Source organism: Solirhodobacter sp. (genome assembly GCF_964715405.1).
The window spans coordinates 31,751-53,940 of sequence record NZ_CBAICG010000010.1 but is presented as its reverse complement, the minus strand read 5'-3'; the positions used below and the strand labels follow the sequence as shown (position 1 = coordinate 53,940).

The 22,190-nt window shown below is 66.5% G+C and carries 22 protein-coding genes; 13 read left to right on the top strand and 9 right to left on the bottom strand.

The window, feature by feature from the left end:
* Positions 1 to 101: 101 nt before the first annotated feature.
* Positions 102 to 1,445, top strand: a complete 1,344-nt coding sequence (locus tag AC11WY_RS06460; protein WP_482923706.1) for an NAD(P)-binding domain-containing protein — start codon at positions 102 to 104, stop codon at positions 1,443 to 1,445.
* Positions 1,446 to 1,504: 59 nt separating this feature from the next.
* Here AC11WY_RS06460 and AC11WY_RS06455 read toward each other — a convergent pair whose 3' ends face one another.
* From AC11WY_RS06455 to AC11WY_RS06435, 5 genes are all read right to left on the bottom strand, one after another.
* Entirely contained in the window at positions 1,505 to 2,209 is a 705-nt protein-coding gene (locus tag AC11WY_RS06455; RefSeq protein WP_482923704.1) for a type 1 glutamine amidotransferase, read from the bottom strand.
* 90 nt (positions 2,210 to 2,299) lie between these two features.
* A complete protein-coding gene (gene glnT / locus AC11WY_RS06450; RefSeq protein ID WP_482923702.1) occupies positions 2,300 to 3,607 on the bottom strand; it encodes a type III glutamate--ammonia ligase in 1,308 nt (435 codons plus the stop codon).
* A gap of 33 nt (positions 3,608 to 3,640) precedes the next feature.
* Complete coding sequence (locus tag AC11WY_RS06445) at positions 3,641 to 4,966, bottom strand: FMN-binding glutamate synthase family protein (RefSeq protein ID WP_482923700.1); 1,326 nt, start codon at positions 4,964 to 4,966, stop codon at positions 3,641 to 3,643.
* 9 nt (positions 4,967 to 4,975) lie between these two features.
* On the bottom strand, positions 4,976 to 5,665 hold the full coding sequence (locus tag AC11WY_RS06440) for a protein GlxC (RefSeq protein WP_482923698.1): 690 nt from the start codon (positions 5,663 to 5,665) through the stop codon (positions 4,976 to 4,978).
* A 3-nt stretch (positions 5,666 to 5,668) separates the two neighbouring features.
* Positions 5,669 to 6,565 (bottom strand): class II glutamine amidotransferase, encoded by an 897-nt coding sequence (locus AC11WY_RS06435; RefSeq protein ID WP_482923697.1) that lies wholly within the window; start codon positions 6,563 to 6,565, stop codon positions 5,669 to 5,671.
* A 296-nt stretch (positions 6,566 to 6,861) separates the two neighbouring features.
* Between AC11WY_RS06435 and AC11WY_RS06430 the strand changes: the two genes are divergently transcribed.
* The 11 genes from AC11WY_RS06430 to AC11WY_RS06380 all read left to right on the top strand — a co-directional run bounded on the left by AC11WY_RS06430 (position 6,862) and on the right by AC11WY_RS06380 (position 16,608).
* Entirely contained in the window at positions 6,862 to 7,119 is a 258-nt protein-coding gene (locus AC11WY_RS06430) for a hypothetical protein (RefSeq protein WP_482923695.1), read from the top strand.
* A gap of 5 nt (positions 7,120 to 7,124) precedes the next feature.
* Positions 7,125 to 7,505: a hypothetical protein gene (locus tag AC11WY_RS06425; protein WP_482923693.1), complete on the top strand. Its 381-nt coding sequence runs from the start codon at positions 7,125 to 7,127 to the stop codon at positions 7,503 to 7,505.
* Positions 7,506 to 7,517: 12 nt separating this feature from the next.
* A complete protein-coding gene (locus AC11WY_RS06420; RefSeq protein WP_482923692.1) occupies positions 7,518 to 7,685 on the top strand; it encodes a hypothetical protein in 168 nt (55 codons plus the stop codon).
* 9 nt (positions 7,686 to 7,694) lie between these two features.
* Positions 7,695 to 9,080 carry an APC family permease gene (locus AC11WY_RS06415; protein WP_482923690.1) on the top strand — a complete coding sequence of 462 codons (1,386 nt, stop codon included), beginning with the start codon at positions 7,695 to 7,697 and terminating at the stop codon, positions 9,078 to 9,080.
* A 67-nt stretch (positions 9,081 to 9,147) separates the two neighbouring features.
* Positions 9,148 to 9,861 carry a hypothetical protein gene (locus AC11WY_RS06410; protein WP_482923689.1) on the top strand — a complete coding sequence of 238 codons (714 nt, stop codon included), beginning with the start codon at positions 9,148 to 9,150 and terminating at the stop codon, positions 9,859 to 9,861.
* On the top strand, positions 9,858 to 10,151 hold the full coding sequence (locus AC11WY_RS06405) for a hypothetical protein (RefSeq protein WP_482923687.1): 294 nt from the start codon (positions 9,858 to 9,860) through the stop codon (positions 10,149 to 10,151). Before AC11WY_RS06410 ends, AC11WY_RS06405 begins: the two co-directional genes overlap by 4 nt.
* A gap of 419 nt (positions 10,152 to 10,570) precedes the next feature.
* Positions 10,571 to 12,355, top strand: coding sequence for a trimethylamine N-oxide permease (locus AC11WY_RS06400; RefSeq protein ID WP_482923685.1), 1,785 nt, complete (start codon positions 10,571 to 10,573; stop codon positions 12,353 to 12,355).
* 167 nt (positions 12,356 to 12,522) lie between these two features.
* Positions 12,523 to 13,659, top strand: a complete 1,137-nt coding sequence (locus AC11WY_RS06395) for an aminomethyl transferase family protein (protein WP_482923683.1) — start codon at positions 12,523 to 12,525, stop codon at positions 13,657 to 13,659.
* A 310-nt stretch (positions 13,660 to 13,969) separates the two neighbouring features.
* Entirely contained in the window at positions 13,970 to 14,590 is a 621-nt protein-coding gene (locus AC11WY_RS06390; protein ID WP_482923681.1) for a dimethylamine monooxygenase subunit DmmA family protein, read from the top strand.
* Positions 14,587 to 15,552 carry a PDR/VanB family oxidoreductase gene (locus tag AC11WY_RS06385; RefSeq protein ID WP_482923680.1) on the top strand — a complete coding sequence of 322 codons (966 nt, stop codon included), beginning with the start codon at positions 14,587 to 14,589 and terminating at the stop codon, positions 15,550 to 15,552. Before AC11WY_RS06390 ends, AC11WY_RS06385 begins: the two co-directional genes overlap by 4 nt.
* A gap of 9 nt (positions 15,553 to 15,561) precedes the next feature.
* On the top strand, positions 15,562 to 16,608 hold the full coding sequence (locus tag AC11WY_RS06380; RefSeq protein WP_482923678.1) for a heme-dependent oxidative N-demethylase family protein: 1,047 nt from the start codon (positions 15,562 to 15,564) through the stop codon (positions 16,606 to 16,608).
* A 14-nt stretch (positions 16,609 to 16,622) separates the two neighbouring features.
* Here the strand turns inward: AC11WY_RS06380 and AC11WY_RS06375 are convergent, their stop codons facing one another.
* Entirely contained in the window at positions 16,623 to 17,297 is a 675-nt protein-coding gene (locus AC11WY_RS06375; protein ID WP_482923676.1) for a helix-turn-helix domain-containing protein, read from the bottom strand.
* A gap of 81 nt (positions 17,298 to 17,378) precedes the next feature.
* Here AC11WY_RS06375 and AC11WY_RS06370 point away from each other — a divergent pair, with 81 nt between their 5' ends.
* Positions 17,379 to 18,389, top strand: a complete 1,011-nt coding sequence (locus AC11WY_RS06370) for a GlxA family transcriptional regulator (protein WP_482923674.1) — start codon at positions 17,379 to 17,381, stop codon at positions 18,387 to 18,389.
* Here AC11WY_RS06370 and AC11WY_RS06365 read toward each other — a convergent pair.
* Genes AC11WY_RS06365 through AC11WY_RS06355 form a run of 3 tightly spaced genes read right to left on the bottom strand, consistent with a single transcriptional unit; the run spans position 18,386 to position 22,177 of the window.
* On the bottom strand, positions 18,386 to 18,952 hold the full coding sequence (locus AC11WY_RS06365; protein ID WP_482923673.1) for a sarcosine oxidase subunit gamma: 567 nt from the start codon (positions 18,950 to 18,952) through the stop codon (positions 18,386 to 18,388). The two genes, AC11WY_RS06370 and AC11WY_RS06365, sit on opposite strands and share 4 nt — an antisense overlap.
* The gene (locus tag AC11WY_RS06360) at positions 18,945 to 21,893 is read right to left on the bottom strand and encodes a sarcosine oxidase subunit alpha family protein (RefSeq protein WP_482923671.1); all 2,949 of its coding nucleotides are present in this window, start codon (positions 21,891 to 21,893) and stop codon (positions 18,945 to 18,947) included. Before AC11WY_RS06360 ends, AC11WY_RS06365 begins: the two co-directional genes overlap by 8 nt.
* Positions 21,890 to 22,177 (bottom strand): sarcosine oxidase subunit delta, encoded by a 288-nt coding sequence (locus AC11WY_RS06355; protein WP_482923670.1) that lies wholly within the window; start codon positions 22,175 to 22,177, stop codon positions 21,890 to 21,892. Before AC11WY_RS06355 ends, AC11WY_RS06360 begins: the two co-directional genes overlap by 4 nt.
* Positions 22,178 to 22,190 lie beyond the last annotated feature (13 nt).

The following is a 22,190-nucleotide window of genomic DNA, read 5'->3' as shown; positions in this document are numbered from 1 at the left end:
TTCCCTCAAGGAAAGATATTTGACAAAGAGGGACGCGCGCCGCTAACTCGGGTCAAGGACGGCGGCCGGGCAGAGGCCGCGAATCCATGAAGGAGACAGGGATGAAGAAACGTGTGGCGGTGATCGGTGCGGGGCCTTCCGGGCTGGCGCAATTGCGGGCGTTCCAGTCGGCGGCGCAGTCGGGGACCGAGATCCCCGAGGTGGTGTGTTTCGAGAAACAGGCCAACTGGGGGGGCCTGTGGAACTACACCTGGCGCACCGGGCTCGATCAGTATGGCGAGCCGGTGCACTGCTCGATGTATCGCTATCTGTGGTCGAACGGGCCCAAGGAAGGGCTTGAATTCGCGGATTATTCGTTCGAGGAGCATTTCGGCAAGCAGATCGGCAGCTACCCGCCGCGCGCCGTGCTGTTCGACTATATCGAGGGCCGGGTGAAGCAGGCCGGGGTGCGCGACTGGATCCGGTTCAGCACCACCGTGCGCTTCGTGCGCTATGACGAAGGCACGGGGATGTTCACCGTGACCGTGCATGATCTGGCGAAGGACCACATCTACGAGGAGGTTTTCGACAACGTCATCGTCTGCTCGGGCCACTTCTCGACGCCGAACGTGCCGGAGTTTGCGGGCTTCACCACCTTCAACGGCCGCATCCTGCATGCCCACGACTTCCGCGACGCGGTGGAGTTCAAGGGCAAGGACCTGCTGCTGATCGGCACCTCCTATTCGGCCGAGGACATCGGCTCGCAGTGCTGGAAATACGGCGCGAAGTCGATCACCGTGGCGCACCGCACCGGGCCGATGGGCTTCGACTGGCCGTCGAACTGGCAGGAGGTGCCGATCCTCGACCACGTCGATACCGACACCGCCTATTTCAAGGACGGCACCTCGAAGAAGATCGACGCGATCATCCTGTGCACCGGCTACAAGCACCACTTCCCGTTCCTGCCCGACGATCTGCGGCTGAAGACGGCGAACCGGCTGGCCACCGCGGACCTTTACAAGGGCGTGGCCTGGGTGAAGAACCCCAAGTTGTTCTACATCGGGATGCAGGACCAGTGGTTCACCTTCAACATGTTCGATGCGCAGGCCTGGTGGGTGCGCGACGTCATTCTGGGCCGGATCGCGATCCCGGCCGATCCCGCCGTGCTGGCGGCCGACGTGACGGCCCGCGTCGCGGGCGAGGATGCGGGCGAGGATGCCCATGACGCGATCCACTATCAGGGCGACTATGTGAAGGAACTGATCGCGGAAACCGATTACCCGTCGTTCGACGTCGATGGCGCCTGCGAGGCCTTCTTCGCGTGGAAGGACCACAAGAAGGACGGCATCATGACCTTCCGCGACCATGCCTATAGGTCGGTGATCACCGGCACGATGGCGCCGATGCACCACACGCCGTGGAAGGATGCGCTGGAAGACAGCCTGGAAAGCTACCTGAAGAACTGAGCGGTCTTTGTGTCACACAGGCAGGCCCCGGTCGCGTCCGGGGCCTGTCGCATGGCGCCTCACGCAGCGGTCAGGGTCGCGCTGATCCGTTCGGCGGCGCGCCGGAACGCGGGCAGATGGGGGGCCACGGCCTCTTCAAGGCCCGCGGCGGCGGGGCCGAGGGCGCGCTCGAGGCTGGCGCGGTAGGCCGGGATCGCCTGCCAGTCGGCCACGGTGCGCGGCGTGATCTCCAGATGATACTGCACACCCCAGGCGCGGCGGCCGACCCGCAACGCCTGCACGGCGCAGGCGCCGTTCTGCGCCAGCGTTACCCCGCCGGGCGGCAGCGCGGTCACCGCGGCGCCGTGCCATTGCAGCGTGGTCATGGCCGCGGGCAGCCCGGCGAAGAGCGCATCCGCCCGGCCCTCGGCAGTCAGGTGCACCTCGGCCAGCCCGACCTCGGGCGCGGGCATCACCCCGACGCGGCCGCCAAGCGCCGCCGCCAGAAGCTGGTGGCCCAGACAGACGCCGAAATAGGGCCGGTCGAGCCGGGTCACCCAATCCCGGATCGCGGCCTTCTCGGCGATCAGCCAGGGGTGTTCGGCCTCTTGCCAAACATCCATCGGCCCGCCCATCACGGCCAGCAGGTCAAAGCCGTCCAGCGGCGGAATCGGGGCGCCCTCGTCCAGCGCGACCACCGTCATGCGGTGGCCCGCCGCCGCCCAGAGGTCGGCGAACACCCCCGCCGTTTCCACCGCAAGGTGCTGGAAGATCAGGATGTTCATCGCGCCTCCGGGGGCAGGGGATCAATTGGCATCGGCCCCGGGCGGTGCCCGGGGCCGGACCGTTCCCGTCTGGCTGGCCGCAGCGCCCGTTCAGATGTCCAGCGTGTTCTCATGCTCCCAGCGCGAGAAGTGCGACACGAAGCTGGCCCATTCCTGATGCTTGAGCTTCAGGAACGCGGCCGAAAACTCTTCGCCCATCATCGCCTTCAGGGTCTTGTCCTTGTCATATTCACGCAGCGCGTCGAGCAGGTTCAGCGGCAGCTTCGGCGCGCCCTTCACGGTATGGCCCTGGGTATACATGTCGATGTCGTAGCGGCGGCCGGGATCGGCCTTGGTGCGGATGCCGTCAAGACCCGCCGCGATGATCACGGCTTGCATCAGGTAGGGGTTCGCCGCACCGTCGGGCAGGCGCAGCTCGAACCGGCCGGGGCCGGGCACGCGCACCATGTGGGTGCGGTTGTTGCCGGTCCAGGTCACCGTATTGGGCGCCCAGGTCGCGCCCGAGATGGTGCGCGGCGCATTGATGCGCTTGTAGCTGTTCACCGTCGGGTTGGTGATCGCCGCCAGCGCCGAGGCGTGCTTCATGATGCCGCCGAGGAAGTTGCGGCCGCGGTCCGACAGGCCCAGTTCCTTGCTGTTGTCGGCGAAGGCATTGGTCTTGCCGGCCAGATCCCAGACCGAGATATGGGCGTGGCAGCCCGACCCGGTCAGGCCCTGGAACGGCTTGGGCATGAAGGTCGCGCGCATGCCGTGCTTTTCCGCGATCGACTTCATCATGAACTTGAAAAAGCTGTGCTTGTCAGCCGTTTGCAGGGCGTCGTCATACTTCCAGTTCATCTCGAACTGGCCGGTGGCGTCCTCGTGGTCGTTCTGATACGCCTCCCAGCCCAGCGCCAGCATGTAGTCGCAAACCTCGGCGATCACGTCATAGCGGCGCATCACCGCCTGCTGGTCGTAGCAGGGCTTCACCGCGTTGTCGTAGGCGTCGGAAACCTTGTCGCCCTCGGGGGTCAGCAGGAAGAATTCCGGCTCCACCCCGGTCTTGACGCGCAGCCCCTCTTTCGCGGCCTCGTCGACCACCGCGCGCAGCACGTTGCGCGGCGCCTGCTTGACCGGCTGCCCCTCCATCACGCAGTTGGAGGCGAGCCAAGCGACCTCGGGTTTCCAGGGCAACTGGATCACCGACGACGGGTCGGGCACCGCCATCATGTCGGGGTGCGCGGCGGTCAGGTCGAGCCAGGTCGCGAAGCCCGCGAACCCCGCGCCGTCCACCGCCATGTCGTTGATCGCCTGCGCCGGAACCAGCTTGGCACGCTGGCCGCCGAACAGGTCGGTGTAGGACACCATGAAATACTTGACGCCCTTTTCAGCGGCGTATTTGGCCAGATCCTTTGGCATCGGAATGGTAGCTCCCTGTCGTTCTTTTTATGGTCAGTAACCGGTCTTGCCGGGAATCCACGAGGTTCCGGCGATGGGCACCCCCGCCATTGCCGCTGCTTCGACGTTCAGCGCGCAAAGGTCTTCGGGTTCCAGGTTGTGCAGGTGGCTCTTGCCGCAGGCGCGCGCGATGGTCTGCGCCTCCAGCGTCATCACCTTGAGGTAGTTCGTGAGGCGGCGGCCGCCGAGGATTGGGTCGAAGCGGCTGTAAAGCTCGGGGTACTGCGTGGTGATCCCGGCCGGGTCGCGGCCCTCGTGCCAGTCGTCATAGGCGCCGGCGGTGGTGCCGAGCTTGTTGTATTCGGCTTCCAGCGCGGGGTCGTTGTCCCCCAGCGCGATCAGCGCGGCGGTGCCGATCGAGACCGCGTCGGCCCCCAGCGCCATCGCCTTGGCGACATCGGCGCCGGTCCGGATGCCGCCCGAGACGATCAGTTGAACCTCGCGGTGCATCCCCAAGTCCTGCAAGGCTTTTACCGCAAGCGGGATACAGGCGAGAATGGGCATTCCGACGTTCTCGATGAACACGTCCTGGGTGGCGGCGGTGCCGCCCTGCATGCCGTCGAGCACCACCACGTCGGCCCCCGCCTTCACCGCCAGTGCGGTATCGTAATAGGGCCGCGCGCCGCCGATCTTGACGTAGATCGGAACCTGCCAGTCGGTGATTTCGCGCAGTTCGAGGATCTTGATCTCCAGATCGTCCGGTCCGGTCCAGTCCGGATGACGGCAGGCCGAGCGCTGGTCGATGCCCTTGGGCAGGTTGCGCATCGCGGCAACCCGGTCGGAGATTTTCTGGCCCAGCAGCATGCCGCCGCCGCCGGGTTTCGCACCTTGCCCCACCACAACCTCGATCGCGTCGGCGCGGCGCAGGTCGTCGGGGTTCATGCCGTAGCGCGAGGGCAGGTACTGGTAGACCAGTGTCCTGGAATGGCCGCGCTCTTCCTCGGTCATGCCGCCGTCACCGGTGGTGGTCGAGGTTCCGGCCGCCGAGGCGCCACGGCCAAGGGCTTCCTTCGCCGGGCCGGACAGCGAGCCGAAGCTCATGCCCGCGATGGTGATCGGGATGTCGAGGTGGATCGGCTTCTTGGCGTGGCGGGTGCCAAGCCAGACGTCGGTCGCGCATTTCTCGCGGTAGCCTTCCAGCGGATAGCGGCTGATCGAGGCGCCGAGGAACAGGAGGTCGTCGAAGTGCGGCAGCCGCCGCTTGGACCCGCCGCCGCGGATGTCGTAGATGCCGGTGGCGGCGGCGCGCCTGATCTCGGCGTTGACGGCGTTCGAGAAGGTCCAGCTCATCTTCGGCGGCGTATGGGGAAAATCGCTCATCTGGGAACCTCAGTAAGCCGACGCGTTGTCGATATTGAAATTGTAAAGCTTGCGGGCCGAGCCGTAGCGCTTGAACTCTTCGGGCTTGGCAAGATGGCCCGCCTCGCCGCGCTTCAGCAGATCGGCGAGGATCGCGAGGTGTTCCGGCCGCATCTCCTTCTCGATGCAGTCGGCGCCAAGCGATTTCACCGAGCCGCGCACAAAGAGCCGCGCCTCGTAAAGCGAGTCGCCGAGCGCATCGCCGGCGTTGCCCAACACGACGAGGTTGCCCGACTGTGCCATGAAGGCCGACATGTGGCCGATGTTGCCGTGCACCACGATGTCGATGCCCTTCATCGAGATGCCGCAGCGCGAGGAGGCGTTGCCCTTGATCACCAGCAGCCCGCCGTTGCCGGTGGCGCCCGCATACTGGCTGGCGTCGCCGTCCACGATCACGGCGCCCGACATCATGTTCTCGGCGGTGCCCGGCCCGGCGCTGCCCTTGATGCGGATCGTCGCCTGCTTGTTCATGCCGGCGCAGTAGTAGCCGGTGGAACCGTGCACCGTCAGGTCGATCGGCGCGTCGACGCCCACGGCGATGGCGTGGCTGCCCTTGGCGTTGATCACTTCCCAGGCGGTCTGGTTGGTGGTGCCCTTCAGCGCGTGAAGCGCCGCGTTGAGCGCGCGCAGGCCCTGCGCCTCAAGGTCGAATGTCTGCATGGCTCAATGTTCCCAGAAGTAGACGGTGGCGGGTTCGGGTTCCCAGACGCGGGCGGTCTCGATGCCCGGCAGGTTGACCATCGCGCGGTATTCGGAGCCGAAGGCGACATACTGGTCGGTTTCGGCCATCACGGCGGGCTTGCAGGCGATCGGGTCGCGCACCACGCCAAAGCCGTTGTGGGTGCCGACGACGAAGGTGAAGAAGCCGTCAAGATCGGTCAGCGTCGCCTCCATCGCCTGCCCGAGGTTGGCGCCTTCGTGCATCTTGTGGGTCAGGAAGGCGGCGGCGACCTCGGTGTCGTTCTCGGTCTCGAAGGTCATGCCCGCGCGTTTCAGCACGCGCCGCACCGAGTTGTGGTTGGACAGCGAGCCGTTGTGCACCAGGCACTGGTCGGGGCCGGTCGAGAACGGGTGCGCGCCCATCGTGGTGACGGCGGATTCGGTCGCCATCCGGGTGTGGCCGATGCCGTGGGTGCCGGCCATCTTCGCGATGTCGAAGCGGCGCGCGACGTCGCGGGGCAGGCCGACCTCCTTGTAGATCTCGATCTCCTCGCCCGCGCTCATCACGCGCACGTCGGGACGGACCTCGCGGATCGCGGCGCGGGCGGCGTCGAGCTTGTCGGCGGGCAGCGTCAGCACGGTGTGCGAGTCCTTGCGAACCGCGATCACGTCGCAGCCGATCGCGGCGCCGAGGTCGGCATCGAGGTTGGCGAAATCGACGGCCGGATTGGCCGACTGCACCGTCAGTTTCGCCTCGCCCGCATGCGGGCGGGAATAGATCGCGATGCCCGCACTGTCGGGGCCGCGGTCGGTCATGGTGATGAGCATGTCCGTCAGCATGGCGCCGAGCTTCGGCTCCAGCGACGGGTCTTTCAGGAAAAGCCCGACAATACCGCACATGGGATCGACTCCTTGATCGTGACTGGGATGAGGCTAGCAGCGAATTCCGGACCGTTCAACTGAAATGAAACTTTTTTTACCGTGAGGGGGTGTGACCGGCGTGGTGATGTCGCCGGTGTCGAACGAAGGGTCGGGTTCAGAGTTTTCTTGACAGAGTGTCGCAGCCGATGTTTCCTGTAAGAAAAATAATTGTCAACCAGTGAAAAAGCACTGCGCGCCCCAGCAGAAGCCACCAGAGGGCACCAAGCCAACAGACGGAGGGGAAATTGCCGGACCTGAACCAACGGATAGAAACGATGCACAGGCGCGACACGCTGGTCGCGTGGGCGTTCGTGATCGGATTGTGGCTGGCCATGATCTTTGTCGCCATCGCGACATGGCCGATCGCGCCGGATGCGGGGGCGCGGGCCCTGCTGATGGTGGGCGGCGTCATCGTGCTGGTGCTGAATACCGCCGCCATCATGGCGATGCTGCGCCATTACCGCGAAGACCGCGACTTCATGTACGGGCTGGACATCCGGTTTCTGGATGCAGCCCGAGCCAGGAAAGGCTGACCGTCATGGCGAAATACATCCCCCCGAGTCAAAGCAAGGCGAGCCAGATCTTCGATGTGATCGTGCTTCTGGTGCTGGCGATCGGGTCGCTTTACATCCCGCTCTGGCTCAAGCTGGCGGGCAGCAGCACCGTCACGACGCCGCAGACCAACCCGACCTGGGAGAGTCTCGGCCAGAACCCGACGATGGTGGAAAAGTGGCACCAACTCGGCTTCGCCGATCCCGCCTCGGCGGCAAGCATCATCACCACACGGTTCGACTATTCGTTCAACATCGTCCAGCTGGTGGTGATGGTGGTGGTGCTGGTCGGCTACTTCACGCTGATGCTGAAGCTGTCGGGCAAGGAATACCACGACGTGATCGCCGAGCGGTTCGGCCAAGAGTGAAGGGGCAGGCAAATGGATTACTGGAACTGGCTTGAATATGCGGCCTGGGCCCTTTCGGTGCTGCTGGGCGGCATCGTGATCGCCGACTGGATCAGGACCGACACGACCTACACGGAAGCGCAGCTCACCTCGTCGCGCGAGGGCGAGCTGGAAGCGCTGTCCGAAAAACACAGGCTCTAGGGGGGCACGATGGCAAATGCTGAAGAGGCAATCGCAAGCCACGGGCTTGCGCGCGTGCTGGGACCGGCCCACGTCTGGGCGCTGGGTGTCGGCATCGTTCTGGTCGGCGAATACATGGGCTGGAACTTCTCGGTGGGCAAGGGCGGCGCCTATGCCGCGCTGATCGCCTGCTGGTTCGCGGGCATCCTTTATACCTGCGTCGCCATGATCGATTCGGAAGTCACCTCGACCGTCGCAGCGGCGGGCGGGCAATACACCCAGGCCAAGCACATCATCGGGCCGCTGATGGCGTTCAACGTCGGCCTTTATCTGGTGTTCGCCTACACCATGCTGGAGGCGGCGAACGCGATCACCTTCGGTTATCTGATGGATACGGTGGCGACGATGACGGGCCATACCGGGCTTGATCAGCGGCCGTTCATCGTGCTGTCGATCGTGTTCCTGGCCTGGCTGAACTATCGCGGCGTGCTGGCGACGCTGACCTTCAACCTGGTGATCACGGCGATCGCCTTCAGCTCGATCGTGGTGCTGTTCCTGGTGACCGCGCCCTGGACGGCGGCCAGCCCGATGCGCCATGCGCAACTGATGACCGCGCTGCCCTATGGCTGGATCGGGGTGCTGGCCTCGATGCACTTCGGGCTGTGGTATTACCTCGGCATCGAAGGCACCACGCAGGCGGCCGAGGAAGTGCGCTCGCCCGCGCGGTCGCTGCCGTTCGGCACGCTGGCCGGGATCATGACGCTGCTGATCGCGGCGACACTGACGTGGTATGTCTGCGTCGGCCTGATGCCGTGGGAATACCTCGGTCAGGCCGGGGTGCCGCTGTTCGACGCGGCACGCCTCTCGGGCAGCACCTGGCTGATGGTGCTGCTGGCGATCGGCACCATGTTCGCGACGCTCGCCTCGGCCAACGGCTGCATCAATGATGCCTCGCGGGCCTGGTTCGCGATGGGGCGTGACCACTATCTGCCGTCGTGGTTCGCGGCGGTGCATCCGAAATACCGCACCCCGCACCGCTCGATCATCTTCCTGGTGCCGATCGCGCTGGTGTTCGCGCTGGGGGCGCCGCTGGATCAGGTGATCACCTTCTCGATCCTGTCGGGGCTGCTGGAATACACCTTCATGCCGCTGAACGTCATCCTGTTCCGCCGCAAATGGCCGCTGCACGCGATCAAGCGCGGCTATGAACATCCGTTCCACCCGATCCCGGCGATCATCCTGCTGACGCTCTGCGGCGTGACCTACTTCGCGGTGTTCCTGGGCTACGGCACGCAACTGGTGGCGATGGTGACGTTCTACATCGTGGTGTCGCTGTGGTTCCACTTCTGGCGCTATCGCTTTGTCAACCGCGGGGCGCAGTTCACCATGCCCTGGCCGAAACCGGCCGGGTACTGAGCGGCGCGCGCATGATCAGGGTGGCCCGCTTCCGGCGGGCCATCTTCTTTCGCAACGAAAGGCTGCCATGACCGACGTTTTGAGTCTGATCGCGCCGGGGGCGCTGATCCTGCTGCTGGGGATCGGCGCCGTCCGGCTGGTGCGGCGCGGCGCGCAGGGCCGTGCGGCCGCCCGCGCCGGATATTTCGACGCGGTGAAACCGCTGTTCACCGGCGGGCTGAAGGCGATCGCGCCGCATGGTTTCGCGCGGCTGTCGGCGAGCTATCGCGGCCAGCCGTTCGACCTGCAGGCGCTGCCCGACACGCTGACCTTCCGCAAGCTGCCCGCGCTCTGGCTGATGGTGACGCTGCCCGCGCCGATGCCGGTGCGCGCGACCTTCGATCTGATGATGCGGCCCGGCGGGGGCGAGACGTTTTCCCATTTCGCGCGGCTGCCGGTGCAGGTGGCGCCGCCCGCGTTCTGCCCGCCCGAGGCGCAGATCCGCACCGACGACGGGGCCGGCCTGCCGCCCGAGGCCGTGCTGCGGCGCCATTTGGGGCTGTTCGCGCTGGATCGGGCCAAGGAACTGGTGATCTCGCCGCGCGGGCTGCGGATCGTCTGGCTGGCGGAGGAGGCCGACCGCACCCGCTACCTGATGTTCCGCGATGCCGAAATGGGCACGGTGCCGCTGGCGCCGGAGGTGCTGCAACCCTTGCTGGACTGCCTCATCGCCTTGCGCGCCGACCTTGACGCGCAGGCCGGGACGGCGCTCGGGCCGGTCGCGGCAGAGCGGGTGGCATGAGCGGCCCGCGCGCCCCGCTGCCGCCGCTGCTGGTGCTGGCGGCGGCGCTGGTGCTGCCCGGTTCGGGGCAGGTGATCAACCGGGCGCCGCTGCGCGGGCTGATGTTCCTGTTCTTCATGCTGCTGCTGGGTGGCTTCACGCTGAAGACCGCGGCCCCCGATGTGTCGATCGTCGGCAAGCTGGCGGGGGGGCTGTTCGTCTATGCGATGTCGGTGTTCGACGCCTACAAGATGGCCCGCGTCCGTTATGAACTGTGGCGTTTCAGCACGCGGCAGTCGGCCAAGTCATAGCGGTCGGCGCCCCGGATCGCCCTGATTTCGGGCGTTTTCAGGCCCAGGCGCAAGCGAAAGCGGCATCCGGACCTGCGAAGTTGGCATCAAGGTAAAAAAACTTTCGCCACAGGCAAAAAGTTACTTTGTCCGCCCCGTGACCTGAGCCAATGTGTCGCAGGGGATGCGAATCCGGACCTTTGAGTTGCGCGGAAGCTTGATCTGACGGCGGGCAACGCCCCCGCGCGGGTCATTCGTGGACGGTCGGCATGGCCGCCGCGTTCGTTGCAATGCCTGGCCCGCGTTTTCCCGAACTGAAGCGGCCGGACCTGCCCCTGGGCGGGCCCGGAACAGGGACAACAGCGACGAGGGGGGGGCCGAAGCCAGCAGCCCCGAAAATCAATCCTCGCCGACAACAGGGAACAGGGGAGTTTCGACAAATGTCATCCGTGAACGAAGGGCTGTCGTCAGGAAAGGTTTCCGGTGAGTTGCATCGAACGCTGGACTGGAAGGGCGCCTTCTGGGTCGCCGCCGGGGTGCCGCCGCTGGTGCTGTTCTCGATCGGCGGCATCGCCGGAGTGGCGGGCAAGGCGGCCTTCGTGGTCTGGATGCTTTCGATGGTGATGGGGTTCTCGCAATCCTTCACCTATGCCGAGATCGCGGGGATGTTCGGCAACAAGTCCGGCGGCGCCTCGGTCTATGGCGCGACGGCGTGGCTGCGCTATTCCAAGCTGGTGGCGCCGCTCTCGGTCTGGTGCAACTGGTTCGCGTGGAGCCCGGTGCTGTCGCTTGGCTGCGCGATCGCGGGCGGCTACATCCTGAACTCGTTCTTCCCGATCCCGACCGACACCGCGCCCGCGGTGGTGGACTGGGTCACCGCCCATATCGCGACCATCACGGCGACCGACCCGGGCGTGGTGGCCTATCTCGCCGCCCATGCCGGAACGGCGCTGCCGGATGCGATCAAGGCGGTGGCCACGGCCGACGCCGTGACCGCGCTGACCCCCGCCGCGCGGACCTGGGAGGCGCTGGCGATCGCGATCCCCGGCCTTGGCACGCTGCACTTCAACTCGACCTTCGTGATCGGCGCGGTGCTGATGCTGGTGATGTTCGCCATCCAGCATCGCGGCATCGCCAACACGGCAAACGCGCAGAAATGGCTGGCGGTGATCGTGCTGGTGCCCCTGCTGCTGGTCGGGCTGGTGCCGATCCTGACCGGTGCGATCCAGACCACCAACGTCACCGGCATCGTGCCGCCGACGACCAGTTACGCCGCCACCGACGGCACCTGGAACCTCGGCGGCTGGACGCTGTTCCTGGGCGCGATGTATATCGCGGCCTGGTCCACCTACGGCTTTGAAACCGCGGTCTGCTACACGCGCGAGATGAAGGACCCCAAGACCGACACCTTCAAGGCGATCTTCTTCTCGGGGATCCTCTGCGCAGTGTTCTACTTCCTGATCCCCTTCTCGTTCCAGGGCGTGCTGGGGCATGAGGGGATGCTGGCGCCGGGCGTTGTCGACGGCACCGGCATCGCCGAGGCGCTGGGCGGCATGGTGGGCACCAGCCGGATCATCGTGCAGATTTTCGTGATCCTGATGATCATGGCGCTGTTTCTCGCCATCATGACCGCGATGGCGGGGTCGTCGCGCACGCTCTATCAGGGCTCGCGCGATGGCTGGCTGCCGAAATACCTCAGCCACGTCAACGCCCACGGCGCGCCGACCGGGGCGATGTGGACCGACTTCTGCTTCAATCTGTTCCTGCTCGCGCTGGCCTCGGACGTGGGCGGCTACTTCTACGTGCTGGCGATCTCGAACGTCGGCTACATCGTGTTCAACTTCCTGAACCTGAACGCGGGCTGGATCCACCGCATCGACTCGGGCCATGTCGCGCGGCCGTGGAAGGCGCCGACCGCGCTGATCGCGTTCAACACGCTGCTGGCCTTCGTGAACGCGCTGTTTCTGGGGGCCGGGGCCAAGGTCTGGGGCTATTCCAGCGCGCTCTGGGTCGGGCTGGTGTTTGCCGCGCTGATCATCCCGGTGTTCTGGTTCCGCCACTATGTGCAGGACGGCGGCAAGTTCCCGCCGGAGGCGATGGAAGACCTCGGCCTGATGGAAGGCGACATGGGCGAACGCAAGGCCGGGATGCTACCCTATCTGGCGCTGATCGGGGGCGCCGCGGTGGTGCTGTGGGCGAACTGGTTCTTTGTGCTGCCGACCTGACCCGGCGCCTGCAAGGAACCGCGGGGGCGGCCTTCGGGCCGCCCTTTTCTTCAGCGGCCGCCCTTCAAGATTTCCCTCAGAGGAAAACTTTTTGCTCTTCAATGTTGCTTTTCAGCGCCGTTGATTTCAGACTGTCACCAACAAAAAGCTCCATCAGGGGGAAGCACATGACCAATTCCTGGCGATTCTCGACGCTTGCCGACCGTCACCGCGCACTGGGTTCCGCGCTTGAGGACTGGAGCGGGATGGGCACGGCCTGGTCCTATGACGGCGATCCGATGACGGAATACATGGCGATCCGCACCAAGGCCGGGCTGATGGACGTGTCGGGGCTGAAGAAGGTGCACATCACCGGCCCGGCCGCCAGCCATGTCATCGAACGCGCGACCACGCGCAACATCGAGAAGCTGATGCCGGGCCGGTCGGTCTATGCCACGATGCTGAACGATGCGGGCAAGTTCATCGACGACTGCGTGATCTACCGCACCGGGCCGAACGCCTTCATGGTGGTGCACGGTTCGGGCGGCGCGCACGAGCAACTGACGATGGCGGCGACCGGGCGCGACGTGGCGATCCGGTTCGACGACAACCTGCACGACCTGTCGCTGCAAGGGCCGCTGGCGGTTGATTATCTGGCGAAACACGTCGAGGGCATCCGGGCGCTGCCCTACTTCGCGCAGATGCAGACCTCGCTCTTTGGCAAGCCGGTGATGATCTCGCGCACCGGCTATACCGGCGAGCGCGGCTATGAACTCTTTTGCCGCGGCCAGGACGCGCCGATGATCTGGGATCGCATTCTGGACGAGGGCAAGGCGATGGGGATCATCCCGTGCCGGTTCACCACGCTCGACCTCTTGCGCACCGAAAGCTATCTGCTGTTCTTCCCGTTCGACAATTCCGAGATGTATCCGTTCCCCGATCAGGGGCCGGGCGACACGCTGTGGGAACTCGGGCTCGATTTCACCGTCTCGCCTGGCAAGACCGGCTTTCGCGGCGCGGAAGAGCATTACCGCCTGAAGGGCAAGGAACGTTTCAAGATCTGGGGGCTGGTGCTGGACGGCGTGAACGCGCCCGGCAACGGCGCGCCGGTGTTCCGCGGCAGCGAACAGGTCGGCGTGGTGACGCAGGCGATGCATTCGCCGCTGAACAAGCACACGATTGCCATTGCGCGGTTGCCGGTCGATTGCGCCACCACCGGCACCAAGCTGACGGTGAACTGCGCGACGCATGGCGAGATCGCGGCGACAACGCATCCGATGCCGTTCTACGATGTCGAGAAAAAGCGGCGCACGGCGAAGGGCTAGGGGCTGAAGATGGCTGTCGGAATGGTTTTCCTGTTCGCCGCGTCAATCGTCTTGCCCGATTTGTCCCGTGACAAATCGGGCCGCGCCTGCCTGCCCGTGGCAGGCGCGTTTCCGCGCCAGCCCAGGCAGGCGCGGCCTGATTGGCGGGCGCAGGCCCAGGCCGCCCCCCGCTTGCCCAACGGCCTCCGGCCTTATGGGCAACGGGATCGGGCACCTCTCCAGTGGAGAGGTGCCTTCGCGGTCCCGGCGCGCCCGGAAGCCGGTGAAACCATTCCGGGTCGGGCCACAGCGGCGTGAAGGGCAAATGACGATGAGCAAGACGGACTTCCCCCCTGCGATCCGCAGCCGCCCGGTCTATGGCGAGCTGGCGTATCGTCCGGGCACGATGCACCTGATGGTGGCCGATGGCGAAGGCGGCGGGGCGCTGGTCGATCTCGTCGCCAGGGCGGGCGCCGAGGCGCCGACCCTGCTGGCGCGGGCGCACATCATTTATATGCCGGGGCCGGATGGCACCGACATGACGGCGGCGCTGCAGGCTTTGGGCGCGGCGCAGTTCCACCGCAGCCCGAGCTATGCCAGCGCCGAGGAACGGCTGCGCAAGGTGCTGGCCGACGCGCGGATGGGGTTGCAGGTCTATCTGGCCGGCACCGAGGGCCTGATCGGCCAGGCCCAGCGCGAGGCGATCGCGGCCGGCCTGCCGCATGACGCCATGCAGACCGAGCATCGCGGCCCGACCGCGCGCCGGGTGCAGTGCGTGCACTGCAAGGGCATCACCGAGAACGTGCGCACCGACCCGTTCATTTGCAGCCACTGCGGGCTGAGCCTCTTCGTGCGCGACCACTACTCGCGCCGTCTGGCGGCGTTTCAGGGCGTGAACATCGACGCGGAAGATCCGGGCAAGGTGCCCCCAGCCGTGGAGCGGTTCACATGAGCGTCGGCGCCCCGAAAATCCCCGTCAGGGTGGCCGAAGTCACCGAGGTCAACGACCTGATCAAGCGCTTCCGCTTTGTGCGCCGCGATGGCGGGGCGATGCCGCCATTCTCGGGCGGCGCGCATGTGGTGGTCGAGATGGACGACCACGGCACCCGCCGGATGAACCCCTATTCGCTGATGAGCGATCCCGGCGACAGCACCGGTTACAGCATTTCCGTGCGACGCGACGAGGCCGGGCGGGGCGGTTCGCTCTACATGCACAGCCATGTCCGGCCTGGACTCGAGATGGTGCTGGGCGCGCCGGTCAACCTCTTTGCGCTCGATGCGCGGGCGCGCAAGCACCTGATGATCGCGGGGGGCATCGGCATCACGCCCTTCCTTGCCCAGATGGCGCAACTGGCGGCGCAGGGCGGCCGGTTCGAGCTGCACTATGCCGCGCGCAACCGCGCGCTCGGGGCCTACATGGCCGATCTGCGCGCCGCCTATGGCGAGCGGGTGCACCTTTATCACGACGACGAGAAGCAGGTCATCGACCTCAAGGCGCTGCTGGCCGGGCAGCCGCTGGGCACGCATCTCTATGTCTGCGGGCCGAAGGGGATGATCACCTGGGTCCGCACCACGGCCGAGGCGGCGGGCTGGCCGCGCAATACCGTGCACCACGAGGAATTCCTCGCCCCCCCGGTCGGTCAGCCGTTCCGGGTGGAACTGGCCGCCTCGGGCAAGACGATCACCGTCGGGGCCAGCCAGTCGCTGCTGGAGGCGATCGAGGCGGCGGGGGTCGATGCGCCCTACCTCTGCCGCGGCGGCGCCTGCGGGCAATGCGAAACCGCCGTGTTGCGCTGCGACGGGCACATCCTGCACAACGACCACTGGCTGACCGACGAGCAGAAGGCCGAGGGGAAACGGATCATGCCATGCGTGTCGCGGTTCGAGGGCACGTCCCTTGTGCTGGACCGATAGGGGGAAGCGATGGGGCTGACGTTCAACACCGAGACGTTTCGCGGCGATTTCACCTTTCACAATTCGCCAAAGGCGGTCCGGCGGTTTCCGTTTCCGTTCAGCGAAGACAGCTACATGTATTCCGTCAACATGGAGCCGCATGTGCCGGGGCCGAAGGGCAGCGTGTTCGAACACATGTTCGACGTCGATGAACACTATCTGTCGGAAATGCGCGACCGTGCGCTAGTGCTGGCCGAGGATCCGCTGCGCTGCCAGTCGCTGCCGCACATGACGCTGGCGGGCTGGGATCTGCTGGAACTGATCATGGAGTCGAAGGCGCGGGATTATCCCGACCTGTTCGAATTGCACAAGGACGGCAACCGCTGGCACTGGATCAACCGGCCGATGCAGATCGACCAGACGTTCACCTTTCTGGACGAAACGACGCTGCCCTATGGCCCGATGGAATACATCACCCGGCAGACGCAGGGCGATTTCACGTTGCAGGACCAGCGCGACGACAACCTGTGGATCGAGGCCGGAATGGTCACGACGCAGGCCGACTGGAGCCTGGATTTCGACATCGGCATGGGCTTTCACGAATGGCACGCGCCGGTGCCCAAGGCGCATGAACTGGGGGTGTTCGACCGCGCGCTGAAGTTCCTCTTGAAGCTGCAGCACGGCGCCCCGGTGCGGCGCTTCAACTGGACCATGACGGTCGATCCGCTGCTGGACACCAGCCCGGAAAATTACCCGGTCTGGGGCCCGACGCGCGCCAGCATCACGCCCGACAACGTCGGCCGCCGGATGCACCTGCGGGTGGAATTGCAGACGCTGCACCGGCTGCCGCGATCCAATGCCATCGCCTTTCCGATCCGCTGCTACCTGATCCGGTTCGACGAACTGGTGACGATCCCGAAATGGGGCCGCCGCCTGCACCGGGTGATCCGCGACCTGCCGGTGGAACTGGCGACCTACAAGGGGTTCGAGCGTAACCGCGCCATGATGGTGGCCTATCTCGCGAAATTCGACGACGGCGCGCCGACCTCGGCGGGCTGGATGCCCGACCCGGCCTGATCCGGCCCGCGCACTCAGGGCTGCGGGTAGGAAATGACCGACAGGTAGCGCGCGGGCAGCTTGTTCAGGGTTTCGGGCCCGTGCTGGGCATCGGCATCGAAAAACAGGCTGTCGCCGGGCTGAAGATGGAAAAGCTGATCGCCATGCCGGTATGTGACCTCGCCTTCAAGCATGTAAAGCAGTTCGATTCCGTCATGCTGGAAGGTCGGGAAGGTATCGGATTCGGCGGTCAGGGTGATGATGTAGGGTTCCACCACCACGCCCGACGAGTTCGATCCGATATGGCCCAAAAGGTTGTACTGATGCCCGGCGCGGGTGCCGCGACGCTCGATCTCGATATGTTCGCCGGCCTTGACGTGCTGCACCTCGCGCCGTTCCTCGAAGCCGCGGAAGAACGAGGTGATCGGGGTGGAAAAGGCGTGGCTGAGGATTTGCAGCGTGGTCAAGGATGGCGAGGTGATGCCATTCTCGATCTTCGACAGCATCCCGATCGACAGCCCCGTGACCCCGGCCAGATCGGCGACCGTCATGTTCTGCTGGCGCCGGAACGAACGCACCGCGCGGCCGATCGCCGTTTCCAGATTGCGCTCGCTCAACTCGCGGACGCGGTGCGGGTCCTGGTCGAAGGCCGGTTTCGACTTGGCGATGGTTTGGGCGTCATCGTCGGCGGGCGTCTGGCTTGTGCTCATCAGGTTGCCTATGTGTAAACAGTTGACCAATAATTTTTACTACCGTGAAATATGCACAGTCTCACCGGGAATTCAAATGCCATGATCGCGCACAAGGATACCTGCCTGACGCTGGGGTTCCTGCTGTTCCCCGGCTTCCCGATGGCCTGCCTGACCTCGGCCATCGAGCCGCTGCGCGCCGCCAACGAAATCACCGGGCGGCGCGAGTTCGCCTGGCGGCTGATCGGCGAGGAACCCGGCCCGGTGCGGTCGAGCGCCGAGGTGCGGTTCGACCCTGACATGATGCTGTCAGAGGTGCTGGGGCTTGATGGCCTGATCTTCCTGTCCAGCCCGACCTCGCGGTTTGCCAACCCGCGCCGGTCGAACGCGCAGGTGCGCTGGCTGGATCGCTGCGGCGTCACGCTGGGCGGTTTCAGCGGCGGCATCTTCCCGCTAGTGCGCTCGGGCGTGATGGAGGGGCACAGCGCCTCGGTGCACTGGTGCTATGAAGAGGCGTTCAAGGCGGAGTTTCCGGACGCCAGCGCCAGCCAGGCGGTGATCGTGCGCGACCGGCGGCGCTATACCGCCTCGGGCGCCGGGGCGGTGTTCGACCTGATGCTGCGGCTGATCGAGGAACGGCTGGGCCGCGAGACGATGACCGAGGTCGCCTGCTGGTTCCAGCACCCGTTCGTGCGCGCCGAGGACACCAGCCAGAAGGTGCCGGTGCAGAAACGCGGCGGCACCGACGATCTGCTGCCCGAACCGATCCGCGCCGCGATCCGAATCTTTGCCGAGCACATCGAAGACCCGATCCAGATCGCCGACGTGGCCGCCGCCGTCGCGATGTCGGAACGCCATCTGGAACGCTGCTTCAAGCAGGCGACCGGGCAGAGCCCGCTGAAATACTACCGCCTGATGCGGCTGAAGAAGGCGCGCCAGCGCGTGCTTTACTCGACCCAGTCGATCGCCCAGATCGCGCAGTCGGTCGGCTATGCCACCTCGTCGCCGATGACGCGGCATTATGCGCAAGCCTTCGGCGTCAACCCGAACGATGAGCGGCGGCGGCTGGTGGGCTTGCGCGGGCTGGCGGGCGGCATGTCGCCCACCGACTAGAAAACGCTGCGGGCCGCCGTGGTCAGCGCATGGTGCAGGCTTTGCGCCGAGGAGCGCGGGCCGTAGAGGGTCAGCACAGTGTCGGCGCGGCGGATCAGGTAGCAGCCGAGGTGTTCGATCACCGTGCGGGTGGCGGAACCCGCGCCGTTGCTGCGCAGATCAAAGCTGCACAACCGCTCGAACAGCGCGGGCAGCCTGGTGCCCGAGACGTCGAAGCGCACCCAGGCGTCGGTCTGTTCGGTGATCGAGGCGCTGTCGCCGAACATCGGGCGCAGGATCGCCGCGATGTCCTCCTGCGTGGCAAAGGGCGCCTCGACCATCCACTGGTCGGGGCCGAGCCAGAACGCGGCGAACGGCGCGCCGGGTTCGGCGCGGCCGGGGCCGGGCAGGGGGATGCCTTGTGCGGTGGCGGCGGCCGTCACATCGGCCGCGCGCCCGCGCCGGCTCGCCAGCGAGGCGAGCGCGGTGGTGGTGACCTCGGCGATGGTGACCGGGCCGATGGTGACGGTTTCGGGCGCGGCATGGCCCAGCGCGGTCAGCGGGGTGAGGCTCAGATCAGGCACGAAGACGTTCCCCTTCCGGATCGAAGAAATGCGGGCTGACGATCTCGACCTCGACCTCGGTTCCGGCCAGCAGGTTGACCGTGCGCAGCCGTTCGCCCAAGCGCGCCGCGCCGTTCTTGAGGTAGCCGAGCGCGATGGCATGGCCCAGATGGGGGGAATGGACCACCGAGGTCAGCCAGCCGCCATCCTCCGCCGCCGTCGCGGGCGCACCCAGCGCCAGGAAATGGCTGCCCGCGGTCAGCGCCTGCGCCGGATCGACCGGCTTGACACCGACGATGCGCAGCCCGTCCGCCCGCACCATCCCCTCGCGCTGCGACAGCACCACGCCGATCGCGTCTTTCTTGCGCGACACCATCTTGCCCAGCCCCATGTTCAGCGCGGTGGACTGGCCGTTCAGCTCGTTGCCCGCGACATGGCCCTTTTCGACCCGCATCACGCCCAAAGCCTCGGTGCCGTAGACCACCGCGTCGTATTCACGCCCCGCCGCCAGCAGCGCGCGGATCATCGCGTCGCCATAGCGGGTGGGCACCGCGATCTCATACGCCAGTTCGCCCGAGAACGAGATACGGAAGAGCCGCGCGCGCAGCCCCCCCACGGTGATCGCGCCGCAGGCCATGTAGGGGAAGGCGGCGTCGGAGATGTCCTGGTCCACCAGCTTTTCCAGCAGCTTGCGCGCGTTCGGCCCGGCGACCGAGAATTGCGCCCAGGCCTCGGTGGTAGAGATCAGTTGCACGTCCAGGTCGGGCCACAGGCACTGGCGGCAGTATTCCAGATGGCGGAACACCGGCACCGCGTTGGCGGTGGTGGTGGTCATGACATATTCGTTCGGCCCCAGCCGCGCGGTGGTGCCGTCGTCCATCACCATGCCATCCTCGCGCAGCATCAGCCCGTAGCGGCACTTGCCGACGGCGAGGGTGGAAAAGGTGTTGGCATAGACCCGGTCGAGGAAGGCCCCCGCGTCGGTGCCCTGAATGTCGATCTTGCCCAGCGTGGTCACGTCGCAGATGCCCACCGACTTGCGGGTGGCCAGCACCTCGCGGTCCACCGACTGGCGCCAGTGGGTTTCGCCGGGCCGGGGCAGCCACTGGGTGCGCAGCCACATGCCGACCTCGACGAACACCGCGCCCTGTTCGGCGGCCCATGTGTGTGATGGCGTCAGGCGTTTCGGGCGGAAATCGGCGCCGGTCGATCGGCCCGCCAGCACGCCCATCGCCACCGGCGTGTAGGGCGGGCGGTAGATCGTGGTGCCGGTCTCGGGGATGGTCTTGCCGGTCAGTTCCGCCATCACCGCAAGGCCGAGCACGTTGCCGGTCTTGCCCTGATCGGTCGCCATGCCCAGCGTGGTGTAGCGTTTCAGATGCTCGACCGAGCGGAAGTTTTCCTGATGCGCCAGCTTGACGTCCTTCACGGTGACGTCGTTCTGCGGGTCGATCCAGGCGCGGCCCTTGCCGGAATGCACATACCAGTGCGGGGTGATCGCGGTCGGGGCATCCTCGGCCTGCGGCAGGTCGAGCGGGTGCGCGTCGATGCCGAGGTCTTGCAAGGCACGCATCGCCCCGGCAGCGCCGGTGGCGAGGGCGGCATGGGTCGAGAAGCTGCCTGCGGCGGCGCCGACCGCGGTCAGGCCCTGCGGGCCACCGTCGGAGGGCACGAAGGCGGCAATCGCTTCGTTCCACGCCGGACGGTCACGGTGCTGCGAGGTCAGGTTCAGGTTCGGGTTCCAGCCGCCCGACACGCCCAGCGCCTGCACCGGAAGGGTGCGGCTGCGGCCCTGCGCGTCGCGGATGGTGATGGCGGTCAGGCCAAGGCGGCCCGCGGTGTCGATCACCTCGGCGCCCTGAATATGCTCGGTGCCCGCCAGTTTCGGGCCGGTGGGGCGGGTGTCGATCACCGCCGAGACCGTCACGCCCTTGGCGATCAGGTCAACAGCGGTGCGCAAGCCATCGTCGTTGTTGGTGAAAACGGCAACCGGTGTGGCCACGGCCACGCCCCAGCGGTTGGCATAGGCCCGCAAGCTGCCCGCCAGCATGATGCCGGGGCGGTCGTTGTTCTCGAACGCGATCGGGCGCTCGGTGGCCCCGGCGGCGAGGATCGCGCGGCGGGTGTAGATGCGCCACAGGATCTGGCGCGGTTTGCCCGGTGCGGGAATGGCGAGGTGGTCCGAGACCCGCTCCACCGCGGCATGGATGCCGTGGTCGAAGGCGCCGATCACCGTGGTGCGCGGCATCAGGCGCACGTTGGGCAGGCTGGTCAGTTCCGCCACGACCCGCGCGGCCCAGTCGGCGCCCGAGGTGTCACCCAGCGCGAAGGTTTCGGCGTTCAGCCGCCCGCCCATGCGGAGATCCTCGTCGGCGAGGATCACGCGGGCCCCGGCGCGGCCGGCGGTCAGCGCGGCGGCAAGGCCCGCGGGACCGGCGCCGACGATCAGCAGGTCACAGTGCAGGAAGCCCTTGTCATAGCTGTCGGGGTCATCCTGCCGCGACAGGCGGCCAAGGCCCGCGGCGCGGCGGATGATCGGCTCGTAGACCTTTTCCCAGAACGCGGCCGGCCACATGAAGGTCTTGTAGTAGAACCCCGCCGCGAAGAACGGCGACAGCCGGTCGTTGATCGCCAGCGCGTCGAATTGCAGCGACGGCCAGCGGTTCTGGCTGCACGCCTCCAGCCCGTCGAAAAGCTCGGTGACGGTGGCGCGGGTGTTGGGTTCCCGCCGCGCGCCAGTGCGCAGTTCGACCAGCGCGTTCGGTTCTTCCGACCCGGCCGACAGCGGGCCGCGCGGGCGGTGATACTTGAAGCTGCGCCCCATCAGGCGCACGCCGTTCGCCAGCAGCGCCGAGGCGAGCGTGTCGCCGGGGTGGCCGGTGAAGGCCTTGCCGTCGAAGGTGAAGTTCAGCGTGCGGCTGCGGTCGATCTGGCCGCCTGCGATGCGGTTCTGTTGGCTCATGTGCTGCGCCCCATCTGGCGGGCGACATCGCGGGCCAGTTCGACCGATGTGATCGCGTGGCTCAGCGTGTTGCGGGTGACGACCAGCCACGAGCGGTCGCCCTGCTCGTGATACCACAGCTCGCGATGCTCCCCGGCCGGGTTGTCGCGCAGGTAGAGGTAGTCGTGGAACGCATCCTGCGCGCCTTCCGCCATGCCATCGGGGCGGGCGATCAGCGCGGCGTCGCCGAGGTAGACGAATTCCTGCGCGTCACGGGGGCCGAGAAGGGGGTGGTTGATGATCATGTCGCTGGCTCCC

What these genes read in the sequence shown, in the direction of transcription:
- AC11WY_RS06405 (WP_482923687.1), top strand. Translation starts at nt 9,858, where the DNA reads ATGAGCGGCCCGCGCGCCCCGCTGCCGCCGCTGCTGGTGCTGGCGGCG.
- AC11WY_RS06390 (WP_482923681.1), top strand. Translation starts at nt 13,970, where the DNA reads ATGAGCAAGACGGACTTCCCCCCTGCGATCCGCAGCCGCCCGGTCTAT.
- AC11WY_RS06370 (WP_482923674.1), top strand. Translation starts at nt 17,379, where the DNA reads ATGATCGCGCACAAGGATACCTGCCTGACGCTGGGGTTCCTGCTGTTC.
- AC11WY_RS06415 (WP_482923690.1), top strand. Translation starts at nt 7,695, where the DNA reads ATGGCAAATGCTGAAGAGGCAATCGCAAGCCACGGGCTTGCGCGCGTG.
- AC11WY_RS06425 (WP_482923693.1), top strand. Translation starts at nt 7,125, where the DNA reads ATGGCGAAATACATCCCCCCGAGTCAAAGCAAGGCGAGCCAGATCTTC.
- AC11WY_RS06400 (WP_482923685.1), top strand. Translation starts at nt 10,571, where the DNA reads ATGTCATCCGTGAACGAAGGGCTGTCGTCAGGAAAGGTTTCCGGTGAG.
- AC11WY_RS06460 (WP_482923706.1), top strand. Translation starts at nt 102, where the DNA reads ATGAAGAAACGTGTGGCGGTGATCGGTGCGGGGCCTTCCGGGCTGGCG.
- AC11WY_RS06395 (WP_482923683.1), top strand. Translation starts at nt 12,523, where the DNA reads ATGACCAATTCCTGGCGATTCTCGACGCTTGCCGACCGTCACCGCGCA.
- AC11WY_RS06440 (WP_482923698.1), bottom strand. Translation starts at nt 5,665, where the DNA reads ATGCAGACATTCGACCTTGAGGCGCAGGGCCTGCGCGCGCTCAACGCG.
- AC11WY_RS06380 (WP_482923678.1), top strand. Translation starts at nt 15,562, where the DNA reads ATGGGGCTGACGTTCAACACCGAGACGTTTCGCGGCGATTTCACCTTT.
- AC11WY_RS06455 (WP_482923704.1), bottom strand. Translation starts at nt 2,209, where the DNA reads ATGAACATCCTGATCTTCCAGCACCTTGCGGTGGAAACGGCGGGGGTG.
- AC11WY_RS06445 (WP_482923700.1), bottom strand. Translation starts at nt 4,966, where the DNA reads ATGAGCGATTTTCCCCATACGCCGCCGAAGATGAGCTGGACCTTCTCG.
- AC11WY_RS06375 (WP_482923676.1), bottom strand. Translation starts at nt 17,297, where the DNA reads ATGAGCACAAGCCAGACGCCCGCCGACGATGACGCCCAAACCATCGCC.
- glnT (WP_482923702.1), bottom strand. Translation starts at nt 3,607, where the DNA reads ATGCCAAAGGATCTGGCCAAATACGCCGCTGAAAAGGGCGTCAAGTAT.
- AC11WY_RS06360 (WP_482923671.1), bottom strand. Translation starts at nt 21,893, where the DNA reads ATGAGCCAACAGAACCGCATCGCAGGCGGCCAGATCGACCGCAGCCGC.
- AC11WY_RS06430 (WP_482923695.1), top strand. Translation starts at nt 6,862, where the DNA reads ATGCACAGGCGCGACACGCTGGTCGCGTGGGCGTTCGTGATCGGATTG.
- AC11WY_RS06385 (WP_482923680.1), top strand. Translation starts at nt 14,587, where the DNA reads ATGAGCGTCGGCGCCCCGAAAATCCCCGTCAGGGTGGCCGAAGTCACC.
- AC11WY_RS06410 (WP_482923689.1), top strand. Translation starts at nt 9,148, where the DNA reads ATGACCGACGTTTTGAGTCTGATCGCGCCGGGGGCGCTGATCCTGCTG.
- AC11WY_RS06355 (WP_482923670.1), bottom strand. Translation starts at nt 22,177, where the DNA reads ATGATCATCAACCACCCCCTTCTCGGCCCCCGTGACGCGCAGGAATTC.
- AC11WY_RS06435 (WP_482923697.1), bottom strand. Translation starts at nt 6,565, where the DNA reads ATGTGCGGTATTGTCGGGCTTTTCCTGAAAGACCCGTCGCTGGAGCCG.
- AC11WY_RS06420 (WP_482923692.1), top strand. Translation starts at nt 7,518, where the DNA reads ATGGATTACTGGAACTGGCTTGAATATGCGGCCTGGGCCCTTTCGGTG.